The sequence below is a fragment of the Nocardia sp. NBC_00511 genome, assembly GCF_045161165.1.
GTDB lineage: Bacteria > Actinomycetota > Actinomycetes > Mycobacteriales > Mycobacteriaceae > Nocardia.
This window is the reverse complement of record NZ_CP107849.1, coordinates 8,396,654-8,420,950: the sequence shown is the minus strand read 5'-3', so window position 1 is coordinate 8,420,950 and position 24,297 is coordinate 8,396,654. Positions and strand designations below refer to the sequence as shown.

Genomic DNA, 24,297 nt, shown 5'->3' with positions numbered 1-24,297 from the left:
CGTTAGGTCAAGGGCTTCTTGGGCCGCAGCCAACCGAAGGTAAGCTCCACCGCCCGCCGCCAGTTGTCGTACTCGTCCGCGCGCGTCCGGGCGTCCATGCGCGGCACCCACTGCGCGGCGACTCGCCAATTGCTGCGCAGGCCCTCGAGATCCGGCCAGTAGCCGACCGCCAGCCCGGCCGCGTACGCCGCACCGAGCGAGACGGTCTCGGCGACGATCGGGCGCATCACCGGAATGTCGAGGACATCGGCGACGATCTGCATCAGCAGGTTGTCCGAGGTCATACCGCCCGCGACCCGCAACGCCTCGGCACGCAGCCCGGAGTCGGCGTTCATGGCCTCCACCACGTCACGGGTCTGCCACGCCGTCGCCTCCAGCACCGCACGGGCGATGTGCCCCTTGGTGATGTACGACGTCAGCCCGATCAGCAGCCCGCGCGCGTCACTGCGCCAGTGCGGCGCGTAGAGCCCGGAGAAGGCGGGCACCAGATAGCAGCCGCCATTGTCTTCGACTGTGCCCGCGAGGGTTTCGATCTCCGGTGCGCTGGAGATGAGGCCGATATTGTCGCGCAGCCACTGCACCAGTGAACCGGTCACCGCGATCGGCCCCTCCAGGGCGTACACCGGTTCCGGCCCGACCTGATAGCCGATGGTGGTGAGCAGCCCGTGCTTGGACCGCACCAGCTCGCGGCCGGTGTTCATGAGCAGGAATCCGCCGGTGCCGTAGGTGCATTCGGTCTCGCCGGGCGCGAAGCAGGTCTGACCGAACAGCGCCGCGTGCTGATCGCCGAGCGCCGCGGTGATCCGCACTCCCGGCAATATCCTTCGCGCGGTGCCGAATTCGCCGGTCGAGGGCTCGATGCGGGGCAGCATGGCGCGCGGGATGTCGAAGAACCGCAGCAGTTCGTCGTCCCAGGCCAGGGTCGCCAGGTTCATCAGCAGGGTGCGCCCGGCATTGGTGACGTCGGTGACGTGCACGCCGTGATCGGCTCCGCCGGTGAGGTTCCAGATCAGCCAGGTCTCCATGGTCCCGAACAGCACCTCGCCGCGTTCGGCGCGCTCGCGCAGGCCGGGGGTGTGGTCCAGCAGCCAGCGCAGCCGGGGCGCGGCGAAGTAGGTGGCCAGCGGCAGGCCGCACAGGTCCCGAATCCGTTGCGCACCCGGCGATTCCCGCAGCTGTTCGACGAGATCGGCGGTGCGCACGTCCTGCCAGACGATGGCGCGCCCGATCGGCGTCCCGGTGCTGCGATCCCACACCACGGTGGTCTCACGCTGGTTGGCAATGCCGATGGCTGCCACCTGATCAGCCGTGATGCCCGAATCCCGCAGTGCGGCAGGCACGATCCGCTCCACATTGCGCCAGATCTCCAGCGCGTCCTGCTCCATCCAGCCCGGCTTCGGATAGTGCTGCCGGTGCTCGCGCTGCGCCACCCCGGTCAGTCGGGCGCGCTGGTCGAAGAGGATGCATCGGGTCGAGGTGGTGCCCTGGTCGATGGCGAGCACGAACCGCTGGGTCATTCGAGCCTGCTCCTCTCACTGGAACTCATTGCGCGCCACCGAGATCCCGCGACACCGCCGCGGCCGCCTCGCGCACCTGCGCGATCAGCGGGACCCGGAAGCGCAGCTGCCCGTCGCAGAGCTGGTCGATCGGCCCGGTGATGCCGATGGCCCCGACCACCAAACCACCTCGGGAGCGAATCGGCGCGGCGATGCTCGCCTCGTCGGAGTGGTGCTCGCCGATATCCCCGGCCCAGCCCGATCGCCGGACCTGAGATATCTGCTGCCGCAACACCACCGGGTCGACGACGGTGCGGTGGGTGAGCGCGGGCAGCTCGCCCTCTCGCACGCCGGCCGCCAGCTCACTGTCGTAGGCGATCAACACCTTGCCCAGAGCCGTTGCGTGCGAGGGCAATTGCTCGCCCACCGATAGCTCCTGCTCGGAGTTGTCGGGGCGGAAGACGTGATGGATCACCACCACCACACCGTTCAGCGGCGCGGCGATGCGCACCGACTCGCCGCTGCGCGCGGCCAGCGCGTCGGCCCGGTTGATGGCCCGCGAGCGCAGCTCGTTGGCGTCCAACTGGCCGGAGCCGAGCTCCTGTAGCGCCGGGGCCAGCAGGTACTTGCCGGTCACCGAGTCCTGGTCCACGAAGCCCACACCTTGCAGGGTGCGCAGGATGCCGTGCGCGGTCGGCTTGGCCAGACCCAGCGCGGACGCGATCTCGCCGACCCCCATCCGCCCGGATCCGCGCGCCAGTAGCCGCAGGATGGCCGCGGCGCGCTCGATGGACTGGATCGGACCCGGCATTGGAGTAACCTATCAGCAAATCGTTCGGCATTGTCGAACGTCTTCCCTGTGCTATCTGTTGATCACTTCGTAGCGTGGACCTCGGGCCCGGCCTACCCCGCGCCCACCAGGGCGAACCAACTCAACGACGAGTTTGGCGAAAGGGACCTCGATGACGCAGTACGTCGGAGCCATCGACCAAGGCACGACCTCCACGCGCTTCATGGTGTTCGATCACGGCGGCAATGTGGTTGCCCGCCATCAACTCGAGCATGAGCAAATTCTTCCGCAGGCCGGCTGGGTCGAACACAACCCGGACGAGATCTGGGAGCGCACCCGCACCGTCATCAAGAGCGCTCTGGCCGGAGCCGGACTCACCCACCGCGATCTCGTCGCCGTCGGCGTCACCAACCAGCGCGAGACCACCATCGTCTGGAACCGCCACACCGGCCGCCCGTACTACAACGCCATCGTCTGGCAGGACACCCGCACCGACCGCATCGTCGACGCCATCGACAAGGCCGGACACGGCGACCTCATTCGCGAACGGGCCGGACTACCGCCCGCACCGTACTTCTCCGGCGGCAAGCTCAAGTGGATCCTCGACAATGTTCCGGGCGTAAGGGAAGACGCCGAGAACGGTGACGCTCTCTTCGGCACCCCCGACACCTGGCTGATCTGGAACCTCACCGGCGGCATGCACGGCGGCGTCCACGTCACCGACCCGACCAATGCCAGCCGCACCATGCTGATGGACCTCGAAACCCTGGACTGGGACGAGGAATTGCTCACCGTGTTCGGGGTGCCGCGCGCCATGCTGCCGCGCATCGCGCCCTCCTCGAACCCCGAGGGCTTCGGCACCACCTTCGCCGACGGGCCGTTCAAGGGCGAGGTGAAGATCGCGGGCGTGCTCGGCGACCAGCAGGCCGCCACCGTCGGCCAGGTCTGCTTCCGGCCGGGCGAGGCCAAGAACACCTACGGCACCGGCAACTTCCTGATGCTCAACACCGGACCGGAGATCGTGCGCTCCAAGCACGGGCTGCTGACCACCGTCGCCTACCAATTCGGTGACGACAAGCCGATTTACGCGCTGGAGGGCTCCATCGCGGTCACCGGGTCGGCGGTGCAGTGGCTGCGCGATCAGCTCGGCATCATCGGCGGCGCGGCCCAGGTCGAGAACCTGGCCCGGCAGGTCACCGACAACGGCGGGGTGTACTTCGTGCCCGCGTTCTCCGGCCTGTTCGCGCCGTACTGGCGCGCGGATGCCCGCGGCGTCATCGTCGGGCTGTCCCGCTACAGCAACAACGCCCACTTGGCCAGGGCCACACTGGAATCCATCGCCTACCAGACCCGCGACGTGGTCGAGGCGATGCAGCAGGACTCCGGCGTGAAACTCGATACGCTGCGCGTGGACGGCGGCGTCACCGCCAACGAACTGGCCATGCAGATCCAGGCCGACTTCCTCGGTGTCCCGGTCTCGCGGCCGATGGTGCCGGAGACCACCGCCCTCGGCGCAGCCTACGCCGCCGGGCTCGCGGTCGGATTCTGGGCCAACACAGACGAACTCGTCGCCAACTGGCACGAGGACAAGAACTGGCAGCCCACCTGGACCGAGGCCCAGCGGCAGCGCGGCTACGCGCGCTGGCTCAAGGCCGTCTCGCGCACCCTCGACTGGGTCGACATCGACGATGACGACGAGGACCGAGCACGATGACCGGCCGCCACCACCAGACTCAAAACCCTGATAACAAGGAGTATTTCGTGTCCGCACATCTGGATCCCGCCTACCGTGTCCGGGCGATTGATTCGCTCGGCGACACCGAAATCGACGTACTGGTGATCGGTGGTGGAGTGACCGGCGCGGGTGCCGCGCTGGACGCCGCCTCGCGCGGCCTGTCCGTCACCCTGGTCGAGGCGCGCGACTTCGCCGCCGGTACCTCGAGCCGCTCCTCCAAACTCATCCACGGCGGCCTGCGCTACCTCGAGCAGTTCGACTTCGCGCTGGTGCGTGAGGCTTTGAAGGAACGCGGCCTGCTGCTCAACAAGCTGGCCCCGCACCTGGTGCACCCGGTGTCGTTCCTGTTCCCGCTGCAGAAGCACTACGAGCGCTTCTACATCGGCGCGGGCATCGCCCTCTACGACACCCTCGGCGGCGCGCGCTCGGTGCCCATGCACAAGCACCTGACCCGTTCCGGCGCACTGGAAATGGCCCCCGCACTGCGTGAGGACGCCATGACCGGCGCCATCCGCTACTTCGACGCACAGGTCGACGACGCCCGCCACACCATGATGATCGCGCGCACCGCGGCCCAGCACGGCGCGACCGTGCTGACCCGCACCAGGGTCACCGACCTGCTGCGCGACGGCGACCAGGTGGTCGGCGCGAAGGTGCTGGATCTGGAAACCGGTCTGGAGCACAGCATCCGGGCCAAGACCGTGATCTCGGCGACCGGCGTGTGGACCGACGACATGATCAAGATGACCGGCGTGGACTTCCCGTTCCACGTACGCATGTCCAAGGGCGTGCACATCATGGTGCCGCGCGACCGGCTGAACATGAACACCGGTCTGGCCATGAAGACCGAGAAGTCCGTGCTGTTCGTGATCCCGTGGGCCGAGCACTGGATCATCGGCACCACCGACACCGACTGGTCGCTGGACAAGAACCACCCGACCGCCACCGCCTCGGACGTGCAGTACATCCTCGATCACGTGAATTCGCTGCTGCGCGAACCGATCACGCGCGCCGACATCGTCGGCACCTACGCGGGACTGCGGCCGCTGATGACCGGCGCGAACAAGCAGACCTCCAAGCTCTCGCGTGAGCACGCGGTCGCCGAACCGGCCCCGGGCCTGTACGTGATCGCGGGCGGCAAGTACACCACCTACCGGGTGATGGCCAAGGACGTCGTGGACGCCGCCGCCGAACGCCTGGGCAGCGATGTCGCGCCGTCGGTGACCGAGAACCTGCCCATCCTGGGCGCGGTCGGCTACCAGGACATGCTGGGCGACCTCGCGGGCGTGGCGAACCGCAGCGAACTGTCCGCGGCCACCATCGAGCACCTGCTCGGCCGCTACGGCTCGCTGTCGGAGGAGATCTTCGACCTGATCGCGGCGGTTCCCGCACTGCGCGAACCGATTCCGGGCGCGGAGGACTACATCGCCGCCGAGGCCGTCTACGCCGCCACCCACGAGGGCGCGCTGCACCTCGACGACCTGCTCACCCGCCGCACCCGCATCTCCATCGAGGTGCCCGACCGCGGCCTGAAGGCGGCGCCCGAGATCGCCCGTCTGATCGCCCCGCATCTGGGCTGGGACGACGAGCGCACCAACGACGAGATCAACCGGTACTTCGACCGGGTGCACGCGGAATTGGCCGCCAACGAGGCAGAGGACGACGAGGCGGCCAATGCGGCCCGCCTGCTCGCCGTGAACTGATCCATCGGGTTTATCACCCCCGCCGCGCCGGAATATCGTCCGGCGTGGCGGCGGTGGCATTTCATCGCACGAAACATGCCGCGCCGGAAGAGATTCCGGCGCGGCATGACCTTTTCGACAGCGTCGAAATTGGTGCGCCGACAAACTTGTGTTTCCACCATGTTTGGCCGTAGCGTCTATTACTAGGAATTTGCTGAGCGATAGACAATAAGTCTCGCTCGGAATGGCCGCGACCGCCGAACGGGAGGCGCATCAATGGGTTTCAGCTCGATATTCGTCAGTGAGGCACTGGGCACCGGTATCCTCATCCTGCTCGGCGCGGGCGTCGTCGCCAACGTGTTGCTGGGCAAGTCGAAAGGCTTCGACGGCGGCTGGCTGCTGATCACCTTCGGTTGGGGCCTCGGCGTTTTCGCGGGCGTCTACGTCGCCTACAAAACCGGCGGCCACCTCAACCCCGCGGTCACCATCGGCAATCTCTTCTCCGGCGCGGACGAATACGCCCCCGGCATCGCGGTGAACTTCAGCAATACCGTCGCCTATCTCACGGGCCAGCTGGTCGGCGCGTTCCTCGGCGCGTGCGCCGCCTACCTCGCTTACAAGCGCCACTTCGACGAGGAGCCCGACGAGGGCAAGAAGCTCGGCATCTTCGCCACCGGCCCCGCCATCCGCTCCTACCCCTGGAACTTCCTCACCGAGGTCGCCGCCACCTTCGTGCTGGTCCTGGTGATCCTCTGCATCGGCAAGACCCCCAGCGGCCTCGGCCCGCTCGCGGCGGCACTGCTGGTCGTCGGCATCGGCGCGTCCCTCGGCGGCCCCACCGGCTACGCCATCAACCCCGCCCGAGACCTGGGCCCTCGCCTCGCCTACGCCCTGCTCCCCACCCGGCACACCGCGAATGTGCTGCCCCCGCAGCGGGTTCCGGTCGACGCGACCGTCGGCGGCGGAGCTCGCGCCGTCATCGAGGAGAGCCCCGGCGACCCGGTGTCCTCCACCCAGAAGGACGCGGACTGGGCCTACGCCTGGGTCCCGGTCCTCGGCCCCCTCGTAGGCGGCGCGCTCGCCGGTCTGGTCGCGCAGCTCTACATGTAGTCCGTCACGAGTAGTCGGGCACGTAGTAGAACCCCGGAATCCTCTTCTGGCCCTGGCAGTTCGGGCAGGTGATGCGTTTGGGCTGTCCGCTCGGGTAGAACTCCGTACCCGAGTGGACGAAGCCCCAGCCATCGCACACCTCGCAGGGAACGATCCCTTCGACGCGGCGGACCTGGCCGGTCCGGTTGCAGGTCCGGCAGTAGCCGAGTGGCCGATTGAGGTAGCCCTCGCCGTAGCAGTTTCCGCAGCGCACCGCGCGGGTCACATACTGGGCGGAGGTCTCGAAGCCCTCGCGACTCGTGTACTCGTTCCAACCCCGCCCGGCGCAATCCGGGCACGGCCCCGAGAGGGTGCGGTCCCCCGCGCCGTCGCAGTCCGGGCACTTCACCGGTCCACTCCATCCTCTGCTCGCCGCTCGCTCGATCGAATCGGCCCACCTCGAGTTTATCGGCGGATGGTCGTGCGGCGCAGGCGGTTTTGCGCGCCCGCAACCGACGGTGGGCCGCCTCAGCGGAAGATGGAGGTCTCGGTGAGCGGGCCGGCCTGGCGGGTGCGGGCGTCGGTGCGGATCTGCTGGGGGGTGCGGCCGTACCAGCGGCGGACCACTCGGGTGAGAGCGGATTGTTCGCGCAGGCCGACCAGGGCGGTGATGCGGCCCATGGAGAGATCCGTTTCGCAGAGCAGGCGGTAGGTGGCGTCGCGGCGGGCGGTGTCGAGGACCGCGGTGAAAGTCGTTCCCTCGGAAGACAATGCGCGTTGCAGGGTGCGGGGGCCGGTGTGCAGCATCTGGGCGATGGTGGCGATGTCGGCGGTGGATTCCAGGAAGGCGCGGTCGATGGCCAGGCGGACCCGGGCCGTCATGGTCCGGTCGAGTTCGGAGTAGTTGCGGGCCAGGTAGTCCATCGCCAGTTTGTGCACCATCGGATCGCTGCCGAGCATCGGGCGAGCGAGCAGTTCGGCGGTGAAGCGGAACAGCGTGGTCGACATGTCGAATCGCACTTCGGCACCGAAGAATTCGGTGTAGCGCGCGGCCGGAGCGCGGGGCGGGTGCGGCAGGTGCACCGTGCGTAGTCCGTAGGCGCCGCCGACACCGTGGTGCACGAACCGATGCAGCAGACCCGCGCCGTGGTCGATGCCCTGACTGAAGGCGGTCACCTCCGCCATATCGCGATAGTTCATCGCGATCACTCCGGGCTGCTGCTCCGGATCCGCGCACAGCTCGATCGAGATTCCGGCGTGATGGGTGTACAGGTAGCGGTGCACGCAGGCCAGCGCCGCGCCGACCGTGGGGGCATTGAGCAGGGCGACGGAGACCGGTCCGAGGACGCCGAAATCCTGCCGTTCCGCCAGCCGCAAACCCAGGTCGGGACAGTCCAATTCGGCGGCCGCGACCTCCAGCGCCCAGCCCATCGACTCCGAGGTGATCACCGCGTCGTCGGAGTCCGGCGCCTCCGGGGTGATGCCGAAACGCCGCAGCAGCGCGTCGCCGTCGCCGCCGAGTTCGTCGACCAGCTCTCGATACCCACGCATCCCCGCGGCACGCACCATGATCGCCATCAGCAACCCCACCAACCATTTCCGAGTCGGTGTCGCAGCGTATCCAGCGTCGTGTCTTCGGACAAGATCGTAGCCATTGTCTCAGCCACGACCTGCGGTTTCACCGGCACAGATGTGCCGCGCGGCCGACACATGGCACAACTGCTGTCGCACAGGGGTAAAACGATGTCGCCCAGGAACGAGCCGTATTACTCGCCAGTAGCAACAATTTGGCCGAGCGACCGAGTGAGAGGTGGAACACACGAATGAGGGTCGGCAAGCGGACGAAGCGGTTCGCGGTACGCAGCATGGTGGTGGCATCGGTGGCGCTGGCGAGCGCACCGTTCCTGGCACCGGCGGCCTTCGGTGAACCGAGCGGGGGATTCACCGGAATCGACGGCGGCGAGCATGCGGCGCAATGGAATTCGGCGCTGAACGGACCACAGCCGTACAACGGGGTGGCACCCGATCTCGCGGTGCCGATCACGATGAGCGACGGCGTCGTGCTCAAGGCCGACATCATCCATCCGGCCCGCGACGGACAGCGCGCCGACGGCCGCCGCCCGGTAATCCTGCAGATGCAGGGCTACGGGAAACTCCCGATCCTCATCGGGCAGGCGCTGTTGAGCTCGGCCGACGGGCTGGGCATCAAGAAGCCGCTGGAGGATTGGATCTCCTCGATCAAGCTGCCCGGGGTGGGTCTCGACGGACTGTTCGACATGACCAGCCAACTCGATTCCGGCGCACTGGAAGCCGCGGCCCAGGACTGGGCGCTCGCCGAGGCCGGATACACGCTGGTACAGGTCGACCTGCGCGGCACCGGCACCTCCGAGGGCGACTGGCAGGTCTTCGGCGACCGCGAGAAGCAGGACGTCGCGGAGGTCATCGACTGGATCACCCGGCAGGGCTGGAGCGACGGCAATGTCGGCACCATGGGCATCTCCTTCACCGCGATCAGCGCCCTGGAGGCCACCGACCGGATGCCGCCGGGACTGAAGGCGGTCTTCGCCTACGAGGGCAGTGCCGACGTCTTCAACGACATCGCGGGTCCGGGTGGCGCGGTCGGCGTGGGCTTCCTGGTCCCCTGGCTGCTGGGTGTCAACGCGCTCAAGATGATTCCCGACGTCACCGCGCTGGCGGTCGGAAAGTTCGATCCCGCACAGCAATTGCAGTGGTTGAAGGACCGCATCGCCGACCCGCTGACCCTGGTCGACATGGTCGTCAACGGCTACACGGCGCTGACCCCGGACCAGCTGACCCCGCACACCCGCCAGCTGGTCGACCCGAATTCACCCTTCCGGCAGGGACTCAAGGCCAAGGTCGGCAATATCCGGGTGCCCACCTTCATGATCGGCGCCTGGTTCGACATCTTCGGCACCAGCCCGACCGACACCTTCAACTCGATCCCGCTGCCCGCCCAGCAGAAGAAGCTGATCATGGGCGACGGCTACCACCTCGGTTCCGGCATAGGCGGTTTCGGTCGTCCCGGGATGCCGCCGCGACTGGATGTGTTGCAGCGGGCCTGGTTCGACCACTGGCTGCGCGGAATCGACAACGGCATAGAGGATTACACGCCGATCGTGGTCAAGCAGCAGGGCGGCGGCTGGACCGACGCCTCGGAATTCCCGCGCACCGAGGCCACCTACCGGCGGGTGTACCTCAACGACGCACCCTCCGGCACCGCGTCGGGTTCGGTCTACGACGGCGGACTCTCGCAGAATCCGCAGCAGTCGCAGCTGCGTGACCTGACCGTCGCGCCGGGTCTGCTGAGCATCTGCGGCCGTGACGTCGCCCGCATCGCCGCCGGTGCGACCGCGATCCTGGACGCCTGCGGCAAGGACTCCCGCATCTGGGAGCACGACGGGCTCAGCTTCACCAGCAGCCCGGTCAGCGACGTCACCACCATCTCGGGCCCGATCAACGTGCACCTCAATGTGGTTCACGACGCCGCCGACGGCTACTGGGTGGCCACGGTCAACGATGTGGCCCCCGACGGCAGCTCCAACGAGATCGCGACCGGTCAGCTGGTCTCCTCGATGCGTCAAATCGACGACTCGGCGAGCAAGACCTCCGCCAACGGCGACTACACCGAACCGCACTACTTCCTCGATCTGAGCCGACGCCAGCCCACCACCCCGGGTGAGCCCGTCACCCTCGATATCGCCGCCACCCCGATCGACGCGGTGCTGCAACCCGGCCACCGGCTGCGGGTCGATGTCTACGCCAGCAACTTCCCGAAGGGCCTGCCGCCGTTGATTTTCCTCAACGACTCGGGCCTGAAGCCCGAACACCTGCGGTTGGACCCGGACGCCCCCAGCTGGGTCAATATCGCACTGAGCGCGCCGCTCCCCGACTGACCCGCTCGGCCGGGTCGCAGGCCCACTGACATTCACCCCGCGCGGTGAATGTCGGTGGGCCTTGTTAGTTTTCGCGGCATCACGATTCGGCGGAGAGCACGGAGCACGGCATGAGCGGCGGGGAAACCACGTACCTGGAACTGTCACAGGACAGCGGGTCGGCACACAAGTTCTACGAGGTCGTCGTGGCGGGAACGCAGGTGACCATCAGGTACGGCCGGATCGGGGATTCCGGTCAGACACAGGTGAGTTCGTTCCCCACCGCGGACAAGGCGCGGGCGGCGGCCGCCAAGAAGATCGGCGACAAGGTGCGCAAGGGGTACGCACCGGCCCAGATGGGAGCGCGCCAGAAGCGGGCCGTGACCCGGCGGGCCATCGTCAGTCAGCGGTCCACCGCCAAGCGGGCCCCGGTGCTGTGGAGTTTCGACTCCGGCGCGGCGGCCTTCGGGATCTTCGTCGACGAGCGGCGCTGCTGGGTCGGCAACGAGCACGGTGACGTGTTCACCCTCACTCCCGAGGGCGAGGTGACCGGGCGATTCCGGCTGCCGGACGCCGTGAAATGCATTGTGGCCGACGACTTCTGGATCTACGCGGGCTGCGACGACGGCCGGGTGTACGACCTGTCGGGCAAGGTGCCGCGCGCCGCCTACGATATCGCCGCCAATGTCGACATCTACTGGCTCGACATCCACGACGGCATCCTCGGCGTCTCCGACCGCGAGGGCGGGCTGACCGTCATCGACCACGAGGAAGAGTCGCTGTGGACGCGGCGCAGCACCGGCGATTCCGGCTGGATGGTGCGCATCGACGATGACGGTGTGTACCAAGGGCATTCGAACGGCGTCACCAAGTACGACCTGGAGACCGGCACCAACCAGTGGCAGGTGCGAACCGGCGGCGCGGTGCTGTTCGGCTGGCAGGAATCCGACGCGGTGTACGCCGGCACCACCCACAACCAGGTGCGCATGGTCGCCAAGGACGGGCAGGCCGACCGTGCCTACCAGTGCGACGCGGCCGTATTCTCCTGTGCCACTTCACCAGACGGCCGGTACGTGTTCGCCGGTGACAACCACTCCTCGGTGTACTGCTTCGACGCCACCGGGCAGCGGCTGTGGAAGCTCGGCACCGGCTGCGGGTCCGCGTACTCCATGCAGTACCACGACGAGAAGCTCTACCTGGTCACCACCAGCGGCATCCTGGCCTGCCTGGACGTGAGCGAAACCGCCATCCAGGACGCCGATCTGGGCGTGCTGCCGCAGACCGTGTCGATCAAGGCCCCGGAGATCTCGGCCGTGGTGCCCACCGCCACCGTGGAGGTGACCGCCGACGCCGGGGACGGCATCGTGGTCGAATGTGTGAGAGAAGGCGGCACGCTGCGGGTGCACGTGGTGTCGTCCGGCTATCAGCGCGGCTGGAACGTGCAGTTCCCCAGGGAGATTCGCGAGGCCGGGGCACGCTACGTGGTCGACGCCGTCGCCGAATCCGGGCGCGGTGGCTTCTACCGGGTTCGCGGCGACATCCGCCGCCTGCGCTGAGCGCGAATCAGGCTCCGACGCTGGAGAGTTCGCCGGGAGTGGCCCCGTAGCGCTGGAAGTGCTCGGGGCCGACCTCCACGAAAATGGCGCGGCCGGTGGCGATCACGGTGTCGCCGTCCGACAGCGTGCTGAGGATGTAGAGCTTGCGGCCCTTGCGGGCGGTCAGCATGGAGGTGACGGTCAGCTCGCGGTGCAGGCGGGCCGGGGACTGGTAGCTGACATCCAGTTTGACCGTCACCGCGGGCAGCCGCAGCGGCATCAGGACCGTGCCGGAGGCCTCGTCCAACGCGGCGGCGATGATGCCGCCGTGCGCCACACCGGGAGCGCCCTGGTGGCGCTCGTCCATGGTGAAGATGCCGTGCAGGACGTCACCGCGACGCTCGAAAGCAATGCGCGGCGACGCCGGATTCGACGGGCCGCAGCCGTAGCAGTGCGAGTGATGCGGCGGAAATGGCCCTTCGGCGAGCAGGTCGCCCAGGGGCATCGGCACCGCGTCCTGATCGTTCTCCATCTCACGAAGTTAACTCAGATTCCGCCCGGAATCGAGCCGGGCACCTACCCGCACCGTGCCGGAGCTGCTCCGACGCGGTGCGGGCGCGTTGTCCGCGAGACGGGCTCAGCCCTTGCCGGAGGCCGACTTTCCGCCGGACCTACCCCCGGAACCCTTGGCCCGGCCGCTGCCATTGGTGGCGGCCTTGGCCTTGCCGGGCTTGCCGGTGGTCATGATCGATTCCTCGGTGACGGTGGCGTCGGTGCGCTTACCGCCGGTCTTGTGCAGCGCCTCGATCCGCAGGCCGTCGTCGTCGGCGTCGACCCGGACGGTGTCACCGGGCGCGAGGCTGCCGTCGAGCAGCTTGCGCGAGAGCTGATTGTCGAGCTGCTTCTGCACCGTGCGACGCAGCGGCCGCGCACCGAACTCGGGCTGATAGCCGTTGTCCGCCAGCCAGTCCATCGCCCGGTCCGAGACATCGAGGGCGATGTCCTGGGCGTGCAGCAATCTCCGGGTGCCGTCGAGCACCAGGCTCACGATATTGCGCAGTTGCGACTTGTCGAGGCGGTGGAAGACGATCTGCTCGTCGAGCCGGTTGAGGAATTCGGGGCGGAACTGCTTGCGCAGCCGCTCTTCCAGCTGCGGCAGGATCGAGTCCAGGTCGCCGTCCTTCGCCGACAGGATCAGATCGGATCCGATATTGCTGGTCAGGATGACGATGGTGTTCTTGAAATCGACGGTGCGGCCCTTGGAGTCGGTGACCCGGCCGTCGTCGAGCAGTTGCAGCAGGATGTTGAACACGTCCGGATGCGCCTTCTCGATCTCGTCGAACAGGATCACCGAATACGGTTGCCGCCGAACCTTGTCGGTGAGCTGCGCGGCATCGTCGTAGCCGACGTAGCCGGGCGGCGCGCCGACCAGCCGCGAGACCGTGTGCTTCTCCTGGAATTCGCTCATGTCGAAGCGGATCAGCCGGTCCTCGTCCCCGAAGACGGCCTCCGCCAAGGCTTTCGCCAGTTCGGTCTTGCCGACGCCGGTGGGACCCAGGAACAGGAAGGAGCCGATGGGCCGACCGGGATCCTTGAGCCCGGCGCGCGCCCGGCGCACCGCCTCGGCCACCGCCACGATGGCCTCGTCCTGACCGATCACCCGGCGGTGCAGATCATCCTCGAGCTTCAGCAGCTTCTGCCGCTCCTCGGTGGTCAGATCGGCCACCGGAATGCCGGTCCGGCGCGAAACCACCTCGGCGATATCGGTGATGGTGACCGTCGGGATCTCGGTGCGGTCCACCTCGTAGGCGGTCTTGTCCTCGGTCGAGGCGATCTCGGCCTTGATCTTGCGGGCCCGCTCGTAGTCCTCGGCGGCGACCGCGGCGTCCTTCTCCCGATTCAGGTGCGCCAGTTGCTCTTCCAGCTCACGCACCTTCGGATCCCTTGTGCGCGTGCGCAACCGGACCCGCGCGCCCGCCTGATCGAGCAGGTCGATGGCCTTGTCCGGCATGAAGCGGTCGGTGAGGTAGCGGTCCGACAGCTCGGCGGCCGCGATCAGCGCCTCGTCGACGAAGCGCACCTGATGGTGTTCCTCGTAGACGTCGGCCAGGCCGCGCAGGATCTCGATGGTGTCGGCGACCGATGGTTCGGACACCATGACCGGCTGGAAGCGGCGTTCCAGGGCGGCGTCCTTCTCGATGTACTTGCGGTACTCGTCGATGGTGGTCGCGCCGATGGCGTGCAGTTCACCGCGTGCCAGTGCGGGTTTGAGCATATTGCCCGCGTCCATCGAGCCCTCCCCGCCGCCCGCGCCGACGATGGTGTGCAACTCGTCGATGAAGACCACCAATTCGTCGGAGTGCTCGCGCACTTCGTCGAGCACCTTGGTGAGGCGCTCCTCGAACTCGCCGCGATACTTGCTGCCCGCCACCATGGAACTCACGTCCAGCGCGATGACGCGGCGGTCGGCCAGGGTCGCGGGGACGTCACCGTTCACGATGCGCTGCGCCAGGCCCTCCACGATGGCGGTCTTGCCGACGCCGGGATCACCGATCAGCACCGGGTTGTTCTTGCGCCGCCGCGACAGGATCTCGACGGTCTGCTCGATCTCCTCGGCCCGGCCGACCACCGGATCCACCTTCCCGGCCCGGGCGTCGGCGGTGAGGTCACGGCCGTATTCGTCGAGGGTCGGGGTGCTGCTGGGCTCCTTGGCGGCCTGGGTCGCGGCGGGCATCGCGCTGCTGCTGGAAAGCGCCTGTGCGGCCGGGCTTTCCGGTGAGCTCGCGATGCCGAGCAGTAGATGTTCGGGCCCGATGTAGCTGCTGCCCGCCTCGGCGGCGCTGCGCTGCGAATTGCGCAGGGCCAGTTTGGCGGCCGGGCTCAGCGCCAGGGCGTGATCCGCGCCGTGCGCGCCCACCCCGCTGCCCGCCGCGGTGCGCATCTGCTCGCGCAGCTGTGCGGGGTCCTTGCCGAGCTCGGCGATGATGCTGCGGGAGGGTTCCACCGCGGCGGCCGCGTAGAGCAGGTGCTCGGGGGTGATCTCGGTGCTGCCCCAGTCGTGCGCGGCCGCGCGGGCGGCGTCGACGATCTGTTTGGCGCTCTCGCTGAGCAACCGGCTCAGATCGGTGCGCTGCACCGGGGGCTGCCGGGACATCCCCGATCCGAAGAAGCGCTCGAAGATGTCGTCGATCGAGTCGAAGGAGCCCCTCGAAGAATTGGGCCAACCCTGGGTCATGCGCACCTCGCGTCGTCGGGTGACGCGCACCGACCGACCCGCAGGGAGAGAGCCTGCCGACGCGTCAACTACGGATGGCGAACTCGGCCTCCACAGTAGTGCGACGACTTTCGCAGGGCTACACCGGATATCGTGCGGTCAGCGGCTGACCGCGGCGACCGGCAGAAAGGGCGCGTAATCGCGGACGTGGCCTTCGATCCAATCCCACAGCGACACCGGATCGACTGCGACACCGCTCTGCAGCACCAATCGCCAACCCTCGAGCCGCTTTTCCCAGATATCGCCGTCCCGGTCGACGTACATGCCCGCGTCCCGGGGCTCGATGCCCATATCACCGATTACCCGGGGAATTTCCATTCGATTCACCACGCCAACCATCCCTCTGCATAACCGGTCGCTTCCACCCGAAAGTATCGTCCGCGCTTCTTGCGGTTCACTTCCGATCGAGTTGTGCGACAGGGGATTACTGTTAGCATTGGCAACAGTTATGCGTACCATACGGTCTCGCGCGGGTCAGTGAGGCTCCGTAACTCTTCTACAACTATTCCGCAACCTTTTGGCATCTCCAGGTTTTTGCGAGATAGTGCTCTTCTTGCAGCGAACGTCCAGTTCGCTTACCACTGCGAGAGGACACCGATGGCAGGCGCGGACCTGAGAGTGCTCGGTCCCCTGCAACTGTCCATCGACGGCCGGGAGGCGGTCCTCGGAACACCCATGCAGCGCGCGGCGCTCGGCCGCCTCGTGGTGGCCCACGGACAGGCCGTCAGCACCGAACGGCTGATCGAAGACCTATGGGCCGGACACCCGCCGCCGAAGGCCACCGCGGTGCTACAGGTGCACATCCACAATCTGCGCCGACTCTTCGAGCCGAACCGGCCGCGGCGCGCGCCGTCACAGTTCATCGTGTCCGAATCGTCCGGTTATGCGCTGAAGATCGCCGAGAACGCCGTCGACGCATGGCAATTCGAACACCAGCTGCGGACCTATCGGGAACTTGTCAGCAATCCCGAAATACCCACCCCGGCCGCCGAACGGAACACCCTGCTCGAGGCCATCCTCGGGCACTGGCACGGCCCGGCCCTGGAGGCCTTCACCGACGCCGACTGGGCGGGCGCCGAGGCCGACCGGCTCACCGACCTCTATCTCACCGCCGTCGAACTCAAGGCGCAGACCCAACTCGAACTGGGCCGATCCGGCGATGTGGTGCTGGAGTTACGACAACTCTTCGAAGAACATCCGGGGCGCGAGGGAATCGTCCGGCTGCTGGCCCTCGCGCAATATCGACTGGGGCAGCAATTGGAGGCGCTCACCACAATTCGGCGCTCCCGCGAATTCCTCGGCGGCGAATTCGGGATCGACCCGGCGCCCGCGCTGCGGCAACTCGAGATCGCCATCCTCAATCACTCCGCCGATTTGACGCCGTCGATCTCCGCCGGCGCCGACCCGCACGACAATCGGGCCGTCGGACCGAGCCCGCCGGCGCGCACGGCATTCGAAAGTCCTTACGCCACCGGATATTCCGCCGAGCTCACCGAACTGCTCACCGCAGCCGAGGTGGCGCGCGGGGGTCGGCTGCGGCTGGCCTGGGTGGCGGGTGAGGCGGGGATCGGCAAGACCGTGCTGACCGAGACCGCGCTGTCGGCACTGTCCGACGCGGGCTGGATCACCGCCGCGGGCACCTGCCCCGAGATCGACGGCGCGCCCATGGCCTGGGCCTGGACCGAGATCCTGACCGCGCTGGACGCCGCCGTGCCCGCCCGGGCGCCGCTCCCCGGCACCGTCCAGCCGCGCCCCCCGGGCGTGAGCCACCGGCCGCAGCTGCGGGGCATCGCGCCCGCCACCCGGTCGGCGACCCTCACCGGTCCCCGGCCCACCCCCGCCGCGGCGCTGCCCCCGGTGACCACGCCCGCCGTCGAGGACGCGTTCACGCTCTCGCGAACCATCGCCGAGAAGTGCCGGGCCGCAGCGGCTTCCGGCCCGGTCGCGCTGCTGCTCGAGGATGTGCACCGGGCCGACCCGGCCACCCTGCAGGTGCTGCGCCAGGTCATCACGTGGCTGCGTGACGAACCGGTGTTCGTGCTGGTCACCCTGCGGCGCTCGGAGTCCGGGGCCGGTTCGCACAACACCGCGGCCGCGCTGGCGCAGCACACCGCGGCCTGGCTCGAACTCGACGGGTTGGACGCCGAGGGCACCCGCCTTATCGCGCTGGCGGCCGGATTGCCCACCGTCACAGACGAACTGGTGGATCAGCTGCACAGCCGGACCGGCGGCAATCCGCTGTTCGTGCGGGAGCTGGCCAAGTTGTTCGCCGCGCACGGCAGCCTCGATCAGGTGCCGGACTCGGTGCGCGAGCTCATCGAGGACCGCATCGCACAGCTGCCGAGCGGCGTCACCGAAGTGCTGCAGCACATTTCGATCTGGGGCGAGAGCGTCGACCTGGGCATCCTGAGCGCCATGACCGGCCGGGGCGTGGACTCGGTGATCGACCTGGTGGCCGCCGCCGAGGCCGCCGGACTGGTCGGCACCGGCTACGCGGGCAAGATCCGCTTCGAGCACGGCATCATCCGCGACGCCGTCTACCTGGGCATCCCACCCCTGCGCCGCGGCCGGATGCACTGGGCCGCACTGGAACTGCTCGAGCGCCATCCCGACACCTACCCGGCGGTGGCGCGTGACCCCGACGTGCTCGCCCGGCACGCTGTACAGGGCGCGAGCGCCGAGACCGCCTCGCACGCCGTCGAATACGTGCTGCAGGCCGCAGCGCAGCGCACCAATCGCCGGATGCGCAGCGCCACCGTGAGCCTGCTGCGCGCGGCCGTAGACCTGCACACCCTGGCCCGCCACGACGCCGAGCACGCGCCGTACGCCGACCGCGTTGCCCTGCTGCACACCCGCTGCGCCCTGGTCACCGCCCTGGCCTACGACAACCGTCACCGCGAGGCCCGCGCCGAACGCGACCGCGCCCTCACCCTCGCCGAACAACTCGACGACCCGGATCTGACAGTTCGCGCCCTCACCTGCTGGCGCGCCCCGGTCATCTGGGCCATCCGCGACTGGCGCAGCCCCGATCACCATGTCCGCCAGGCACTTTCACGCGCTCTGACCAGATATGGCCTGCCCGCGCCGACTTTGGATATGCTGGCGGGAAAGCCCGCCGACGCGATGACCGCGATGCACACGTCCGCGATATCGCCCCTGCCCGAATCCCTTCGCACCGCCGCCCGGCAGCAGGCCGTGAACGAGAAAACCCGCAGCGCGGCAATGGACTCGGAGGCAACGAGTCACCTGTCGAGACAACCGGATTCCGGACACGAAGCTCCGCCGGAACAGCAGGCGACACCGGAAGGGTCGGGCACCGCCGAGGACCTGGTTCGACTGCTGGTGGCGGCCACCTTCGAGACCGGCTTGGTGGAGTACACGGCCGGACATCAGCTGGCGCTGCGGGCGCTGGCCGTGGCTCGCGGCGTCGATGATCCCGAATTGCTCTGTGCCGCAATCAATGCGGTCACCTATCTGGCCTACGAGTACGACGGGGAGTTCCGGGAACTGGTCACCGAGCTCGAGCGGGTGGCCACCGCGGCGGGACTGGCCGAGTATCGGGCGCTGGCGCACTGCCTGGGATATCGGGCGGCGATGGCGCACGCGCAGCTGCGGGAGGCGGGGCGGCGGGCCATCACGGCGATGGAGTTCGCGGACGAGGGGCAGTTGCAGCCGCTGCTGGACATGGTGGACTGCTTCGGCGCGACCACCGAGTTGTTGCGCGGCGATGTGGACCGGGCCGCGGAGCTGTATCGGCGCTTCACCACGCGGGCGCGGCAGTCGGGGATGGCCAATCAGATCGAGGCGGAGTTGTTCTGCGCCCTGTCCATCGGCTGGGCACGAAAAGAACTGGGCAGTCTGGTGGATCGATTGGCCGAGGCCTACACGGCCCTGCCCGAGGAGATGGCCCCGGGGTACACGCTGGCGCTGCTACAGGCCGGAGACCGGGAACGGGCCCGCGCCGTATTCGACGCCTCCGATCCGATCCGAGCCGGATTCCATCCCGTACTGGGGTCCGCATTACGTGCGGTCGCGGCCATCGAAATAGGCGATGGCCAGGCAATACAGCAGCTGTACGAATACCTCGCACCGCATACCGGCACCCTCATCGGTATCGAAACCGGGATGGCCGAGTTCGGCCCGATGGATTCGGTGCTCGCGGCATTGGCCGAGGCAATGGGCGACCCTGTCACCGCCGCCGATCACCGCGAACGCGCGCGGGACCTGCTCGAACGGATACGCACCGAACTGCCGCGCATGAGTTCACCGGCCGGGGTGCCGCGGCCGCGAATGTCTGATATGCCAGGGAACCGGTGATGCCCTCATCACCGGTTCCCTGTCGAATTACCTCCGCCGTGGATTAGCCCGGGGTCAATTCTTGGAGCGCTGGTACGCGTCCACGATCTCGGCCGGGATGCGGCCGCGAGAGGAAACCTGGTGTCCCTGGGCGCGTGCCCACTCGCGGATCGCCGTGCTCTCCTCGCGGTCGACGGCCGGTCGGGTGCGACCGCCGGGGGCAACACCCACCTTCCGCTTGGACCGGCCCACCTTGCGGGCCTTCTCCGTCCACTGCTCGAGGGCCTCCCGCAGCTTGCCGGCGTTCTTGATCGACAGATCGATCTCGTAGTCGTTGCCGTCGACCGAGAAAAAGACGGTTTCGTCTGCCTTCGATTCGCCGTCGTAGTCGTCAACCAGCGTTACGGTGACTTTCTTCGCCATGGACTGCCCTTCCACGTATGAGGTTCCACTATTCGCCGAAATGCTAATGCCGCGCACTGCAGGATTCAAACCAGGCGCGAATCGAATTAAGTGAGATCAGACTATTCTGCTATTACCGCTGAGACCAGACGGTCTTCAGCACACCCGGAATGCGGCCAGCCGCCACCCGGAACGACCTCGCACAATGCGGGCGGCCAGCGCGAAATGGCGCTCGCCGCGGTCGTAGCCCGCACAAACTTCCGCCTTCCCGGCTGCCGCCATCACCACATCGACCCTGGTGAGGGTGGCGGCACCGAGTGCGCGCCCGGGGGCGCGCCCCGATCCGGACAGGGTGCGCACCGCCGCGACCACCGCCGGCTCGGCCAGTGGCCCCAACTGCCCCGGCGGACGGCGGCCGTCGAGCACCTCGAGCGTCAGCCGCAGCGCCGCTCCGGCGAATTGCCTTGCCGCAGCGTTGCATTCGTCGCGAGCGACGGATTTCACAGCGTGCGAAGAACGCAAAACTCTTTGCAAACCTACCGATCCCCGCGAACGGGGCTGCGCTTTACGGGTGACAACGCGCGCGCAGGAAGGCAGCGGAGCGCGCGGGCGCGGCAGCGCGACCGACACTACCGGCGGACGCGCGGGCCGGGTGCACGATCCGAGCGGCGGCTCCAACTCCGTTACCGGAAGCAGGAATTCAGCCTCGGCACCCACGACCGCTCCCCTCGACGAACCCCACCGACGCCGGTGCCCGAGAGCATGGCACGGCGATTCCCGGTGCACACCGCCGCGCGCGGGTTCGCACCCCACCGCTACTTCAGCAGCGCGAGGCGACCGGCGAAATCGGTGGGCAGGTAGAGGAACGGACTGGTGGTCCAGAGCTGACCGGACTGCGGATCGTACTGGTCGGGCAGTGCGATCCCCTCGGGCGCGAAGGCCCGGAACCCGTGCTTGGCAGTCGTTTTCGTGGCCCGCCAGGAGTGGTCGTGGAAGGCGATCACGGCCGCCGCGTCGGTGACCACGGCCGCGCCGCGCAGCTGGGCCACCTCGGCCGCCACCCCGTCGGTGGACAGGTAGACCAGGGTGCCATCGGCGGCGCGCCGCGGGTCGATCGAGATCACATCGTCCATGCCGTAGCGGGATTTCAGCACCGAGGCGATCTCGGTCTGCGCGTAGACCGGGGTCTGCCGATCGCCGCGGGCGGCCACCACGGCCGCCGCCAGCTGCTCGTTGACCGGTCCCGGCGCACCGATGGTGCGGGTCGAATCCACGCCCGCCGGAATGCGATTGCCGAAGCTGTAGGCCACGATCAACGTCGCGGTATCGGCGGGAGCGGTGGGCACGGTCCAGAGATCCTGCGGCGCGGGGTCGGCGACCGCGCTCGGCGGCGCGGCCGTGGCGTGCGCGCCGAGCCCGCCGACCGCACCGAACACCGTGGCGGCACCCGCCACGATCAGCCGGAGGGCGCGCTTCGGACTCGGAAACCGCGTCGAGGTCATGCCCGCGATGCTAGCGACCCGGTGTTCAGACCCGTTCGAGGGTCTTGGCCCCGGACACCGGACGCAGCGTCTTGCTCAGATCGGTGCGCAGCGTGGTGGCCGAATCCAGCAGGTAGTTCTGGCGCACCTGCCACGGCCGCTTGTCGCCCTGCCGCGGGAACGCCCCGATCGACCGCTGGACGTAACCGGAGGCCAGATCCAGCAGCGGCCGCGCCTCGAGGCCCTGCTGCGGCTGCGGGACGACCGCGCCGTAGCCCTTGCGGTCCATGAAACCGAGCACCTTGCAGACCAGTCGCGAGGTGAGGTCGGCGCGCAGCGTCCACGAGGCATTGGTGTAGCCGATGCAGACCGCGAAGTTGGGGACGCCGCTGATCATGGTGCCCTGCCAGACGAACTGATCGGACAGGTTCACCGGGGTGCCGTCCACCACCAGCTCCACGCCGCCGAAGGCCAGCAGTTGCAGGCCGGTGGCGGTGACCACCACGTCGGCCTCGAGCACCTTGCCCGACTTCAGCCGGATGCCCTCGGGCACAAAGGTTTCGATGTGATCGGTGACGACCTCGGCCTTGCCCTTGCGCATCGCCTTGAAGAAGTCGGCGTTGGGCACCGCGCACAGCCGCTGATCCCACGGGTTGTAGTCGGGCGTGAAGTGCTCGGCAACCAGCTTCTCGTCCTTGAGGATTCGCGTGGTGAGCCCGGTGAGCAGCTTGCGCGCGGCCTCGGGCCGACGGCGGCAGTACTGGTAGAAGCCGATATTGAACAGGATGTTCTTGGTGCGGATCACCCGGTGCGCCAGGTTCGGCGGCAGCGTCTCGCGAATCCGGTCTGCGATCTTGTCGCGGCCGGGGACCGCGGAGATCCAGGTGGGGCTGCGCTGCAGCATGGTCACCAGCTCGGCCTGCTCGGCCATGGCGGGGACCAGGGTGACCGCGGTCGCGCCGCTGCCGATGACCACGACCTTCTTGTCCGCGTAATCCAGGTCCTCGGGCCAGAACTGCGGGTGCACGACGGTGCCCGAGAAGTCGGCGAGGCCGGGGAATTCGGGTTCGTAGCCGTGGTCGTAGTTGTAGTAGCCGGAGCAGGAGTAGAGGAAGTTGCAGGTCAGGGTGCGGCGCTCGGCGCCATCCTCAGCGCCCTGCTCGACGGTGAGGGTCCAGCGCGAGGACGCGGAGTCCCATTCCGCCGCAACGACTTTGGTGCCGTAGCGAATGTGGCGATCGATGCCGTTCTCGGTGGCGGTCTCCTGGATGTAGCGCAGGATCGACGGCCCGTCGGCGATGGACAGGGCGTCGCGCCACGGCTTGAACGGATAGCCGAGGGTGAACATGTCGCTGTCGGAGCGGATGCCCGGGTAGCGGAACAGGTCCCAGGTGCCGCCGAGGGCGGCGCGGGCCTCGAGGACCGCGTAGCTGCGGCCGGGCAGCTCGGTCTGGAGTCGATACGCCGCGCCGATGCCGGACAGTCCGGCTCCGACGATCACGACGTCGAGGTGTTCGGCGGTGGCAGGCGCGGTGCTCATGTTCTCCAGTCTGTTGCGTGGTTCACGCGGTTTCTTGACTCTACGCGACAAACATTTGATGCTGGACGACATGTCGGTGATCAGATCCGCGGGCCTGCGCGGCTTCCGCGCCACCGTGGCCGAACTCGGCGGCGACGCCGAGGCGCTGGTCACCGCCTGCGGGCTGCCCGTCGCCGCCCTCGACACCGACGATCTGCTGGTCTCCGATCAGGCCGTCGGCGCGGTGCTGGAACTGGCCGCGCACCGCCTCGACTGCCCCGATCTCGGCCTGCGCATCGCACCCCGGCAGGACCTGGACATGCTGGGCTCGCTCGCCCTGGCCATCCGCAACTCGCCCACCCTGGCCGGAGTGCTGGAGTGCACCTCGCGGTACCTGTTCGTGCACGCCCGCGCGCTGAGCCTGACCATGGAACCCGACCCGTACGGCGACCGCGGCGTGATCGCGCTGCGCTACGACGTCGCCGCGCCGGGCATGCCGACGCCGGTGCAGGGCACCGATCTCGGATTGGCCTTCGTGCACAGGACGATTCAACGCCTCGCCGAACCCCGCTACGGACTGCGCTCGGTGGAACTGCCCTATCGGCCCGCCGCGCCGATCGGCGTCTACGAGGAATTCTTCGGCGCCCCAGTGCGAATCGAGCGTCCGGTCGCCCTGCTGCGGGTGCCGATCAGCCTGGCCAACCGGCCGCTGTCGGGCGGCGACGAGAACCTGCACCGGCTGGCGATGGCGTTCCTGGCCGGGCAGACCGGCGGGGCCGACACGGCGCTGGCCCCGCAGGTGCGTACCACCTTGCAGAAGCTGCTGGGCACCGCCGCGCCCGAAATCGACGCTGTCGCACGGCTGCTCACCATTCACCCGCGCACCCTGCAGCGGCGGCTGGCGGCCGAGGGCACCACCTTCGCGACGCTGCTCGACGAGGTGCGCCGCAGCGAGGCCCGCCGCTACCTGACCACCACGGACATGCCGATGAGCCAGGTGGCCTCCCTGATCGGACTGGCCGAGCAGTCGGTGTTCACCCGCTGCTGTCGCCGCTGGTGGGACGCCACGCCGACCGCGGTGCGTCGCGGACTGGCCGGTTGATCA

The 24,297-nt window shown here is 68.2% G+C and carries 18 protein-coding genes; 7 read left to right on the top strand and 11 right to left on the bottom strand.

Translation table 11 applies throughout. From position 1 onward, the window contains the following. Positions 1–2: 2 nt before the first annotated feature. Together glpK (OG300_RS39010) and OG300_RS39005 are read right to left on the bottom strand one after the other, a co-directional pair. Complete coding sequence (gene glpK, locus OG300_RS39010; protein WP_405489927.1) at positions 3–1,517, bottom strand: glycerol kinase GlpK; 1,515 nt, start codon at positions 1,515–1,517, stop codon at positions 3–5. A 25-nt stretch (positions 1,518–1,542) separates the two neighbouring features. Beyond that, entirely contained in the window at positions 1,543–2,307 is a 765-nt protein-coding gene (locus tag OG300_RS39005) for an IclR family transcriptional regulator (RefSeq protein WP_405489925.1), read from the bottom strand. A gap of 151 nt (positions 2,308–2,458) precedes the next feature. Between OG300_RS39005 and glpK (OG300_RS39000) the strand changes: the two genes are divergently transcribed. The 3 genes from glpK (OG300_RS39000) to OG300_RS38990 all read left to right on the top strand — a co-directional run bounded on the left by glpK (OG300_RS39000) (position 2,459) and on the right by OG300_RS38990 (position 6,813). Further along, on the top strand, positions 2,459–4,000 hold the full coding sequence (gene glpK / locus OG300_RS39000; protein WP_405489923.1) for a glycerol kinase GlpK: 1,542 nt from the start codon (positions 2,459–2,461) through the stop codon (positions 3,998–4,000). Positions 4,001–4,047: 47 nt separating this feature from the next. Beyond that, positions 4,048–5,724, top strand: coding sequence for a glycerol-3-phosphate dehydrogenase (gene glpD, locus OG300_RS38995; protein ID WP_405489921.1), 1,677 nt, complete (start codon positions 4,048–4,050; stop codon positions 5,722–5,724). A gap of 255 nt (positions 5,725–5,979) precedes the next feature. Continuing rightward, positions 5,980–6,813 (top strand): MIP/aquaporin family protein, encoded by an 834-nt coding sequence (locus OG300_RS38990; RefSeq protein WP_405489919.1) that lies wholly within the window; start codon positions 5,980–5,982, stop codon positions 6,811–6,813. Between the two features lie 4 nt (positions 6,814–6,817). Here OG300_RS38990 and OG300_RS38985 read toward each other — a convergent pair whose 3' ends face one another. Beyond that, on the bottom strand, positions 6,818–7,201 hold the full coding sequence (locus OG300_RS38985) for a hypothetical protein (protein ID WP_405489917.1): 384 nt from the start codon (positions 7,199–7,201) through the stop codon (positions 6,818–6,820). Positions 7,202–7,320: 119 nt separating this feature from the next. Beyond that, positions 7,321–8,382 (bottom strand): AraC family transcriptional regulator, encoded by a 1,062-nt coding sequence (locus OG300_RS38980; RefSeq protein WP_405489915.1) that lies wholly within the window; start codon positions 8,380–8,382, stop codon positions 7,321–7,323. Positions 8,383–8,615: 233 nt separating this feature from the next. Here OG300_RS38980 and OG300_RS38975 point away from each other — a divergent pair, with 233 nt between their 5' ends. Both OG300_RS38975 and OG300_RS38970 read left to right on the top strand, forming a co-directional pair. After that, on the top strand, positions 8,616–10,706 hold the full coding sequence (locus OG300_RS38975; RefSeq protein WP_405489913.1) for a CocE/NonD family hydrolase: 2,091 nt from the start codon (positions 8,616–8,618) through the stop codon (positions 10,704–10,706). Positions 10,707–10,816: 110 nt separating this feature from the next. Further along, entirely contained in the window at positions 10,817–12,241 is a 1,425-nt protein-coding gene (locus tag OG300_RS38970) for a WGR domain-containing protein (protein ID WP_405489911.1), read from the top strand. Positions 12,242–12,248: 7 nt separating this feature from the next. Here OG300_RS38970 and OG300_RS38965 read toward each other — a convergent pair whose 3' ends face one another. The 3 genes from OG300_RS38965 to OG300_RS38955 all read right to left on the bottom strand — a co-directional run bounded on the left by OG300_RS38965 (position 12,249) and on the right by OG300_RS38955 (position 15,812). Then, positions 12,249–12,752, bottom strand: a complete 504-nt coding sequence (locus OG300_RS38965; RefSeq protein WP_405489909.1) for a PaaI family thioesterase — start codon at positions 12,750–12,752, stop codon at positions 12,249–12,251. A gap of 105 nt (positions 12,753–12,857) precedes the next feature. Further along, positions 12,858–15,455 carry an ATP-dependent Clp protease ATP-binding subunit gene (locus OG300_RS38960; protein ID WP_405489907.1) on the bottom strand — a complete coding sequence of 866 codons (2,598 nt, stop codon included), beginning with the start codon at positions 15,453–15,455 and terminating at the stop codon, positions 12,858–12,860. 138 nt (positions 15,456–15,593) lie between these two features. Further along, on the bottom strand, positions 15,594–15,812 hold the full coding sequence (locus OG300_RS38955) for a hypothetical protein (protein ID WP_405489905.1): 219 nt from the start codon (positions 15,810–15,812) through the stop codon (positions 15,594–15,596). Between the two features lie 279 nt (positions 15,813–16,091). Between OG300_RS38955 and OG300_RS38950 the strand changes: the two genes are divergently transcribed. Beyond that, positions 16,092–19,811, top strand: coding sequence for a BTAD domain-containing putative transcriptional regulator (locus tag OG300_RS38950; protein ID WP_405489903.1), 3,720 nt, complete (start codon positions 16,092–16,094; stop codon positions 19,809–19,811). 54 nt (positions 19,812–19,865) lie between these two features. Here OG300_RS38950 and OG300_RS38945 read toward each other — a convergent pair whose 3' ends face one another. The 4 genes from OG300_RS38945 to OG300_RS38930 form a co-directional block, all read right to left on the bottom strand. Next, positions 19,866–20,213: an Lsr2 family protein gene (locus OG300_RS38945; RefSeq protein WP_405489901.1), complete on the bottom strand. Its 348-nt coding sequence runs from the start codon at positions 20,211–20,213 to the stop codon at positions 19,866–19,868. Positions 20,214–20,348: 135 nt separating this feature from the next. Continuing rightward, positions 20,349–20,696: an Rv3235 family protein gene (locus OG300_RS38940; protein ID WP_405489899.1), complete on the bottom strand. Its 348-nt coding sequence runs from the start codon at positions 20,694–20,696 to the stop codon at positions 20,349–20,351. Positions 20,697–21,007: 311 nt separating this feature from the next. Further along, positions 21,008–21,694: a hypothetical protein gene (locus OG300_RS38935; protein ID WP_405489897.1), complete on the bottom strand. Its 687-nt coding sequence runs from the start codon at positions 21,692–21,694 to the stop codon at positions 21,008–21,010. A gap of 25 nt (positions 21,695–21,719) precedes the next feature. Beyond that, the gene (locus OG300_RS38930) at positions 21,720–23,213 is read right to left on the bottom strand and encodes a flavin-containing monooxygenase (protein ID WP_405489895.1); all 1,494 of its coding nucleotides are present in this window, start codon (positions 23,211–23,213) and stop codon (positions 21,720–21,722) included. 70 nt (positions 23,214–23,283) lie between these two features. Between OG300_RS38930 and OG300_RS38925 the strand changes: the two genes are divergently transcribed. After that, complete coding sequence (locus OG300_RS38925) at positions 23,284–24,294, top strand: AraC family transcriptional regulator (protein WP_405489893.1); 1,011 nt, start codon at positions 23,284–23,286, stop codon at positions 24,292–24,294. Positions 24,295–24,297 lie beyond the last annotated feature (3 nt).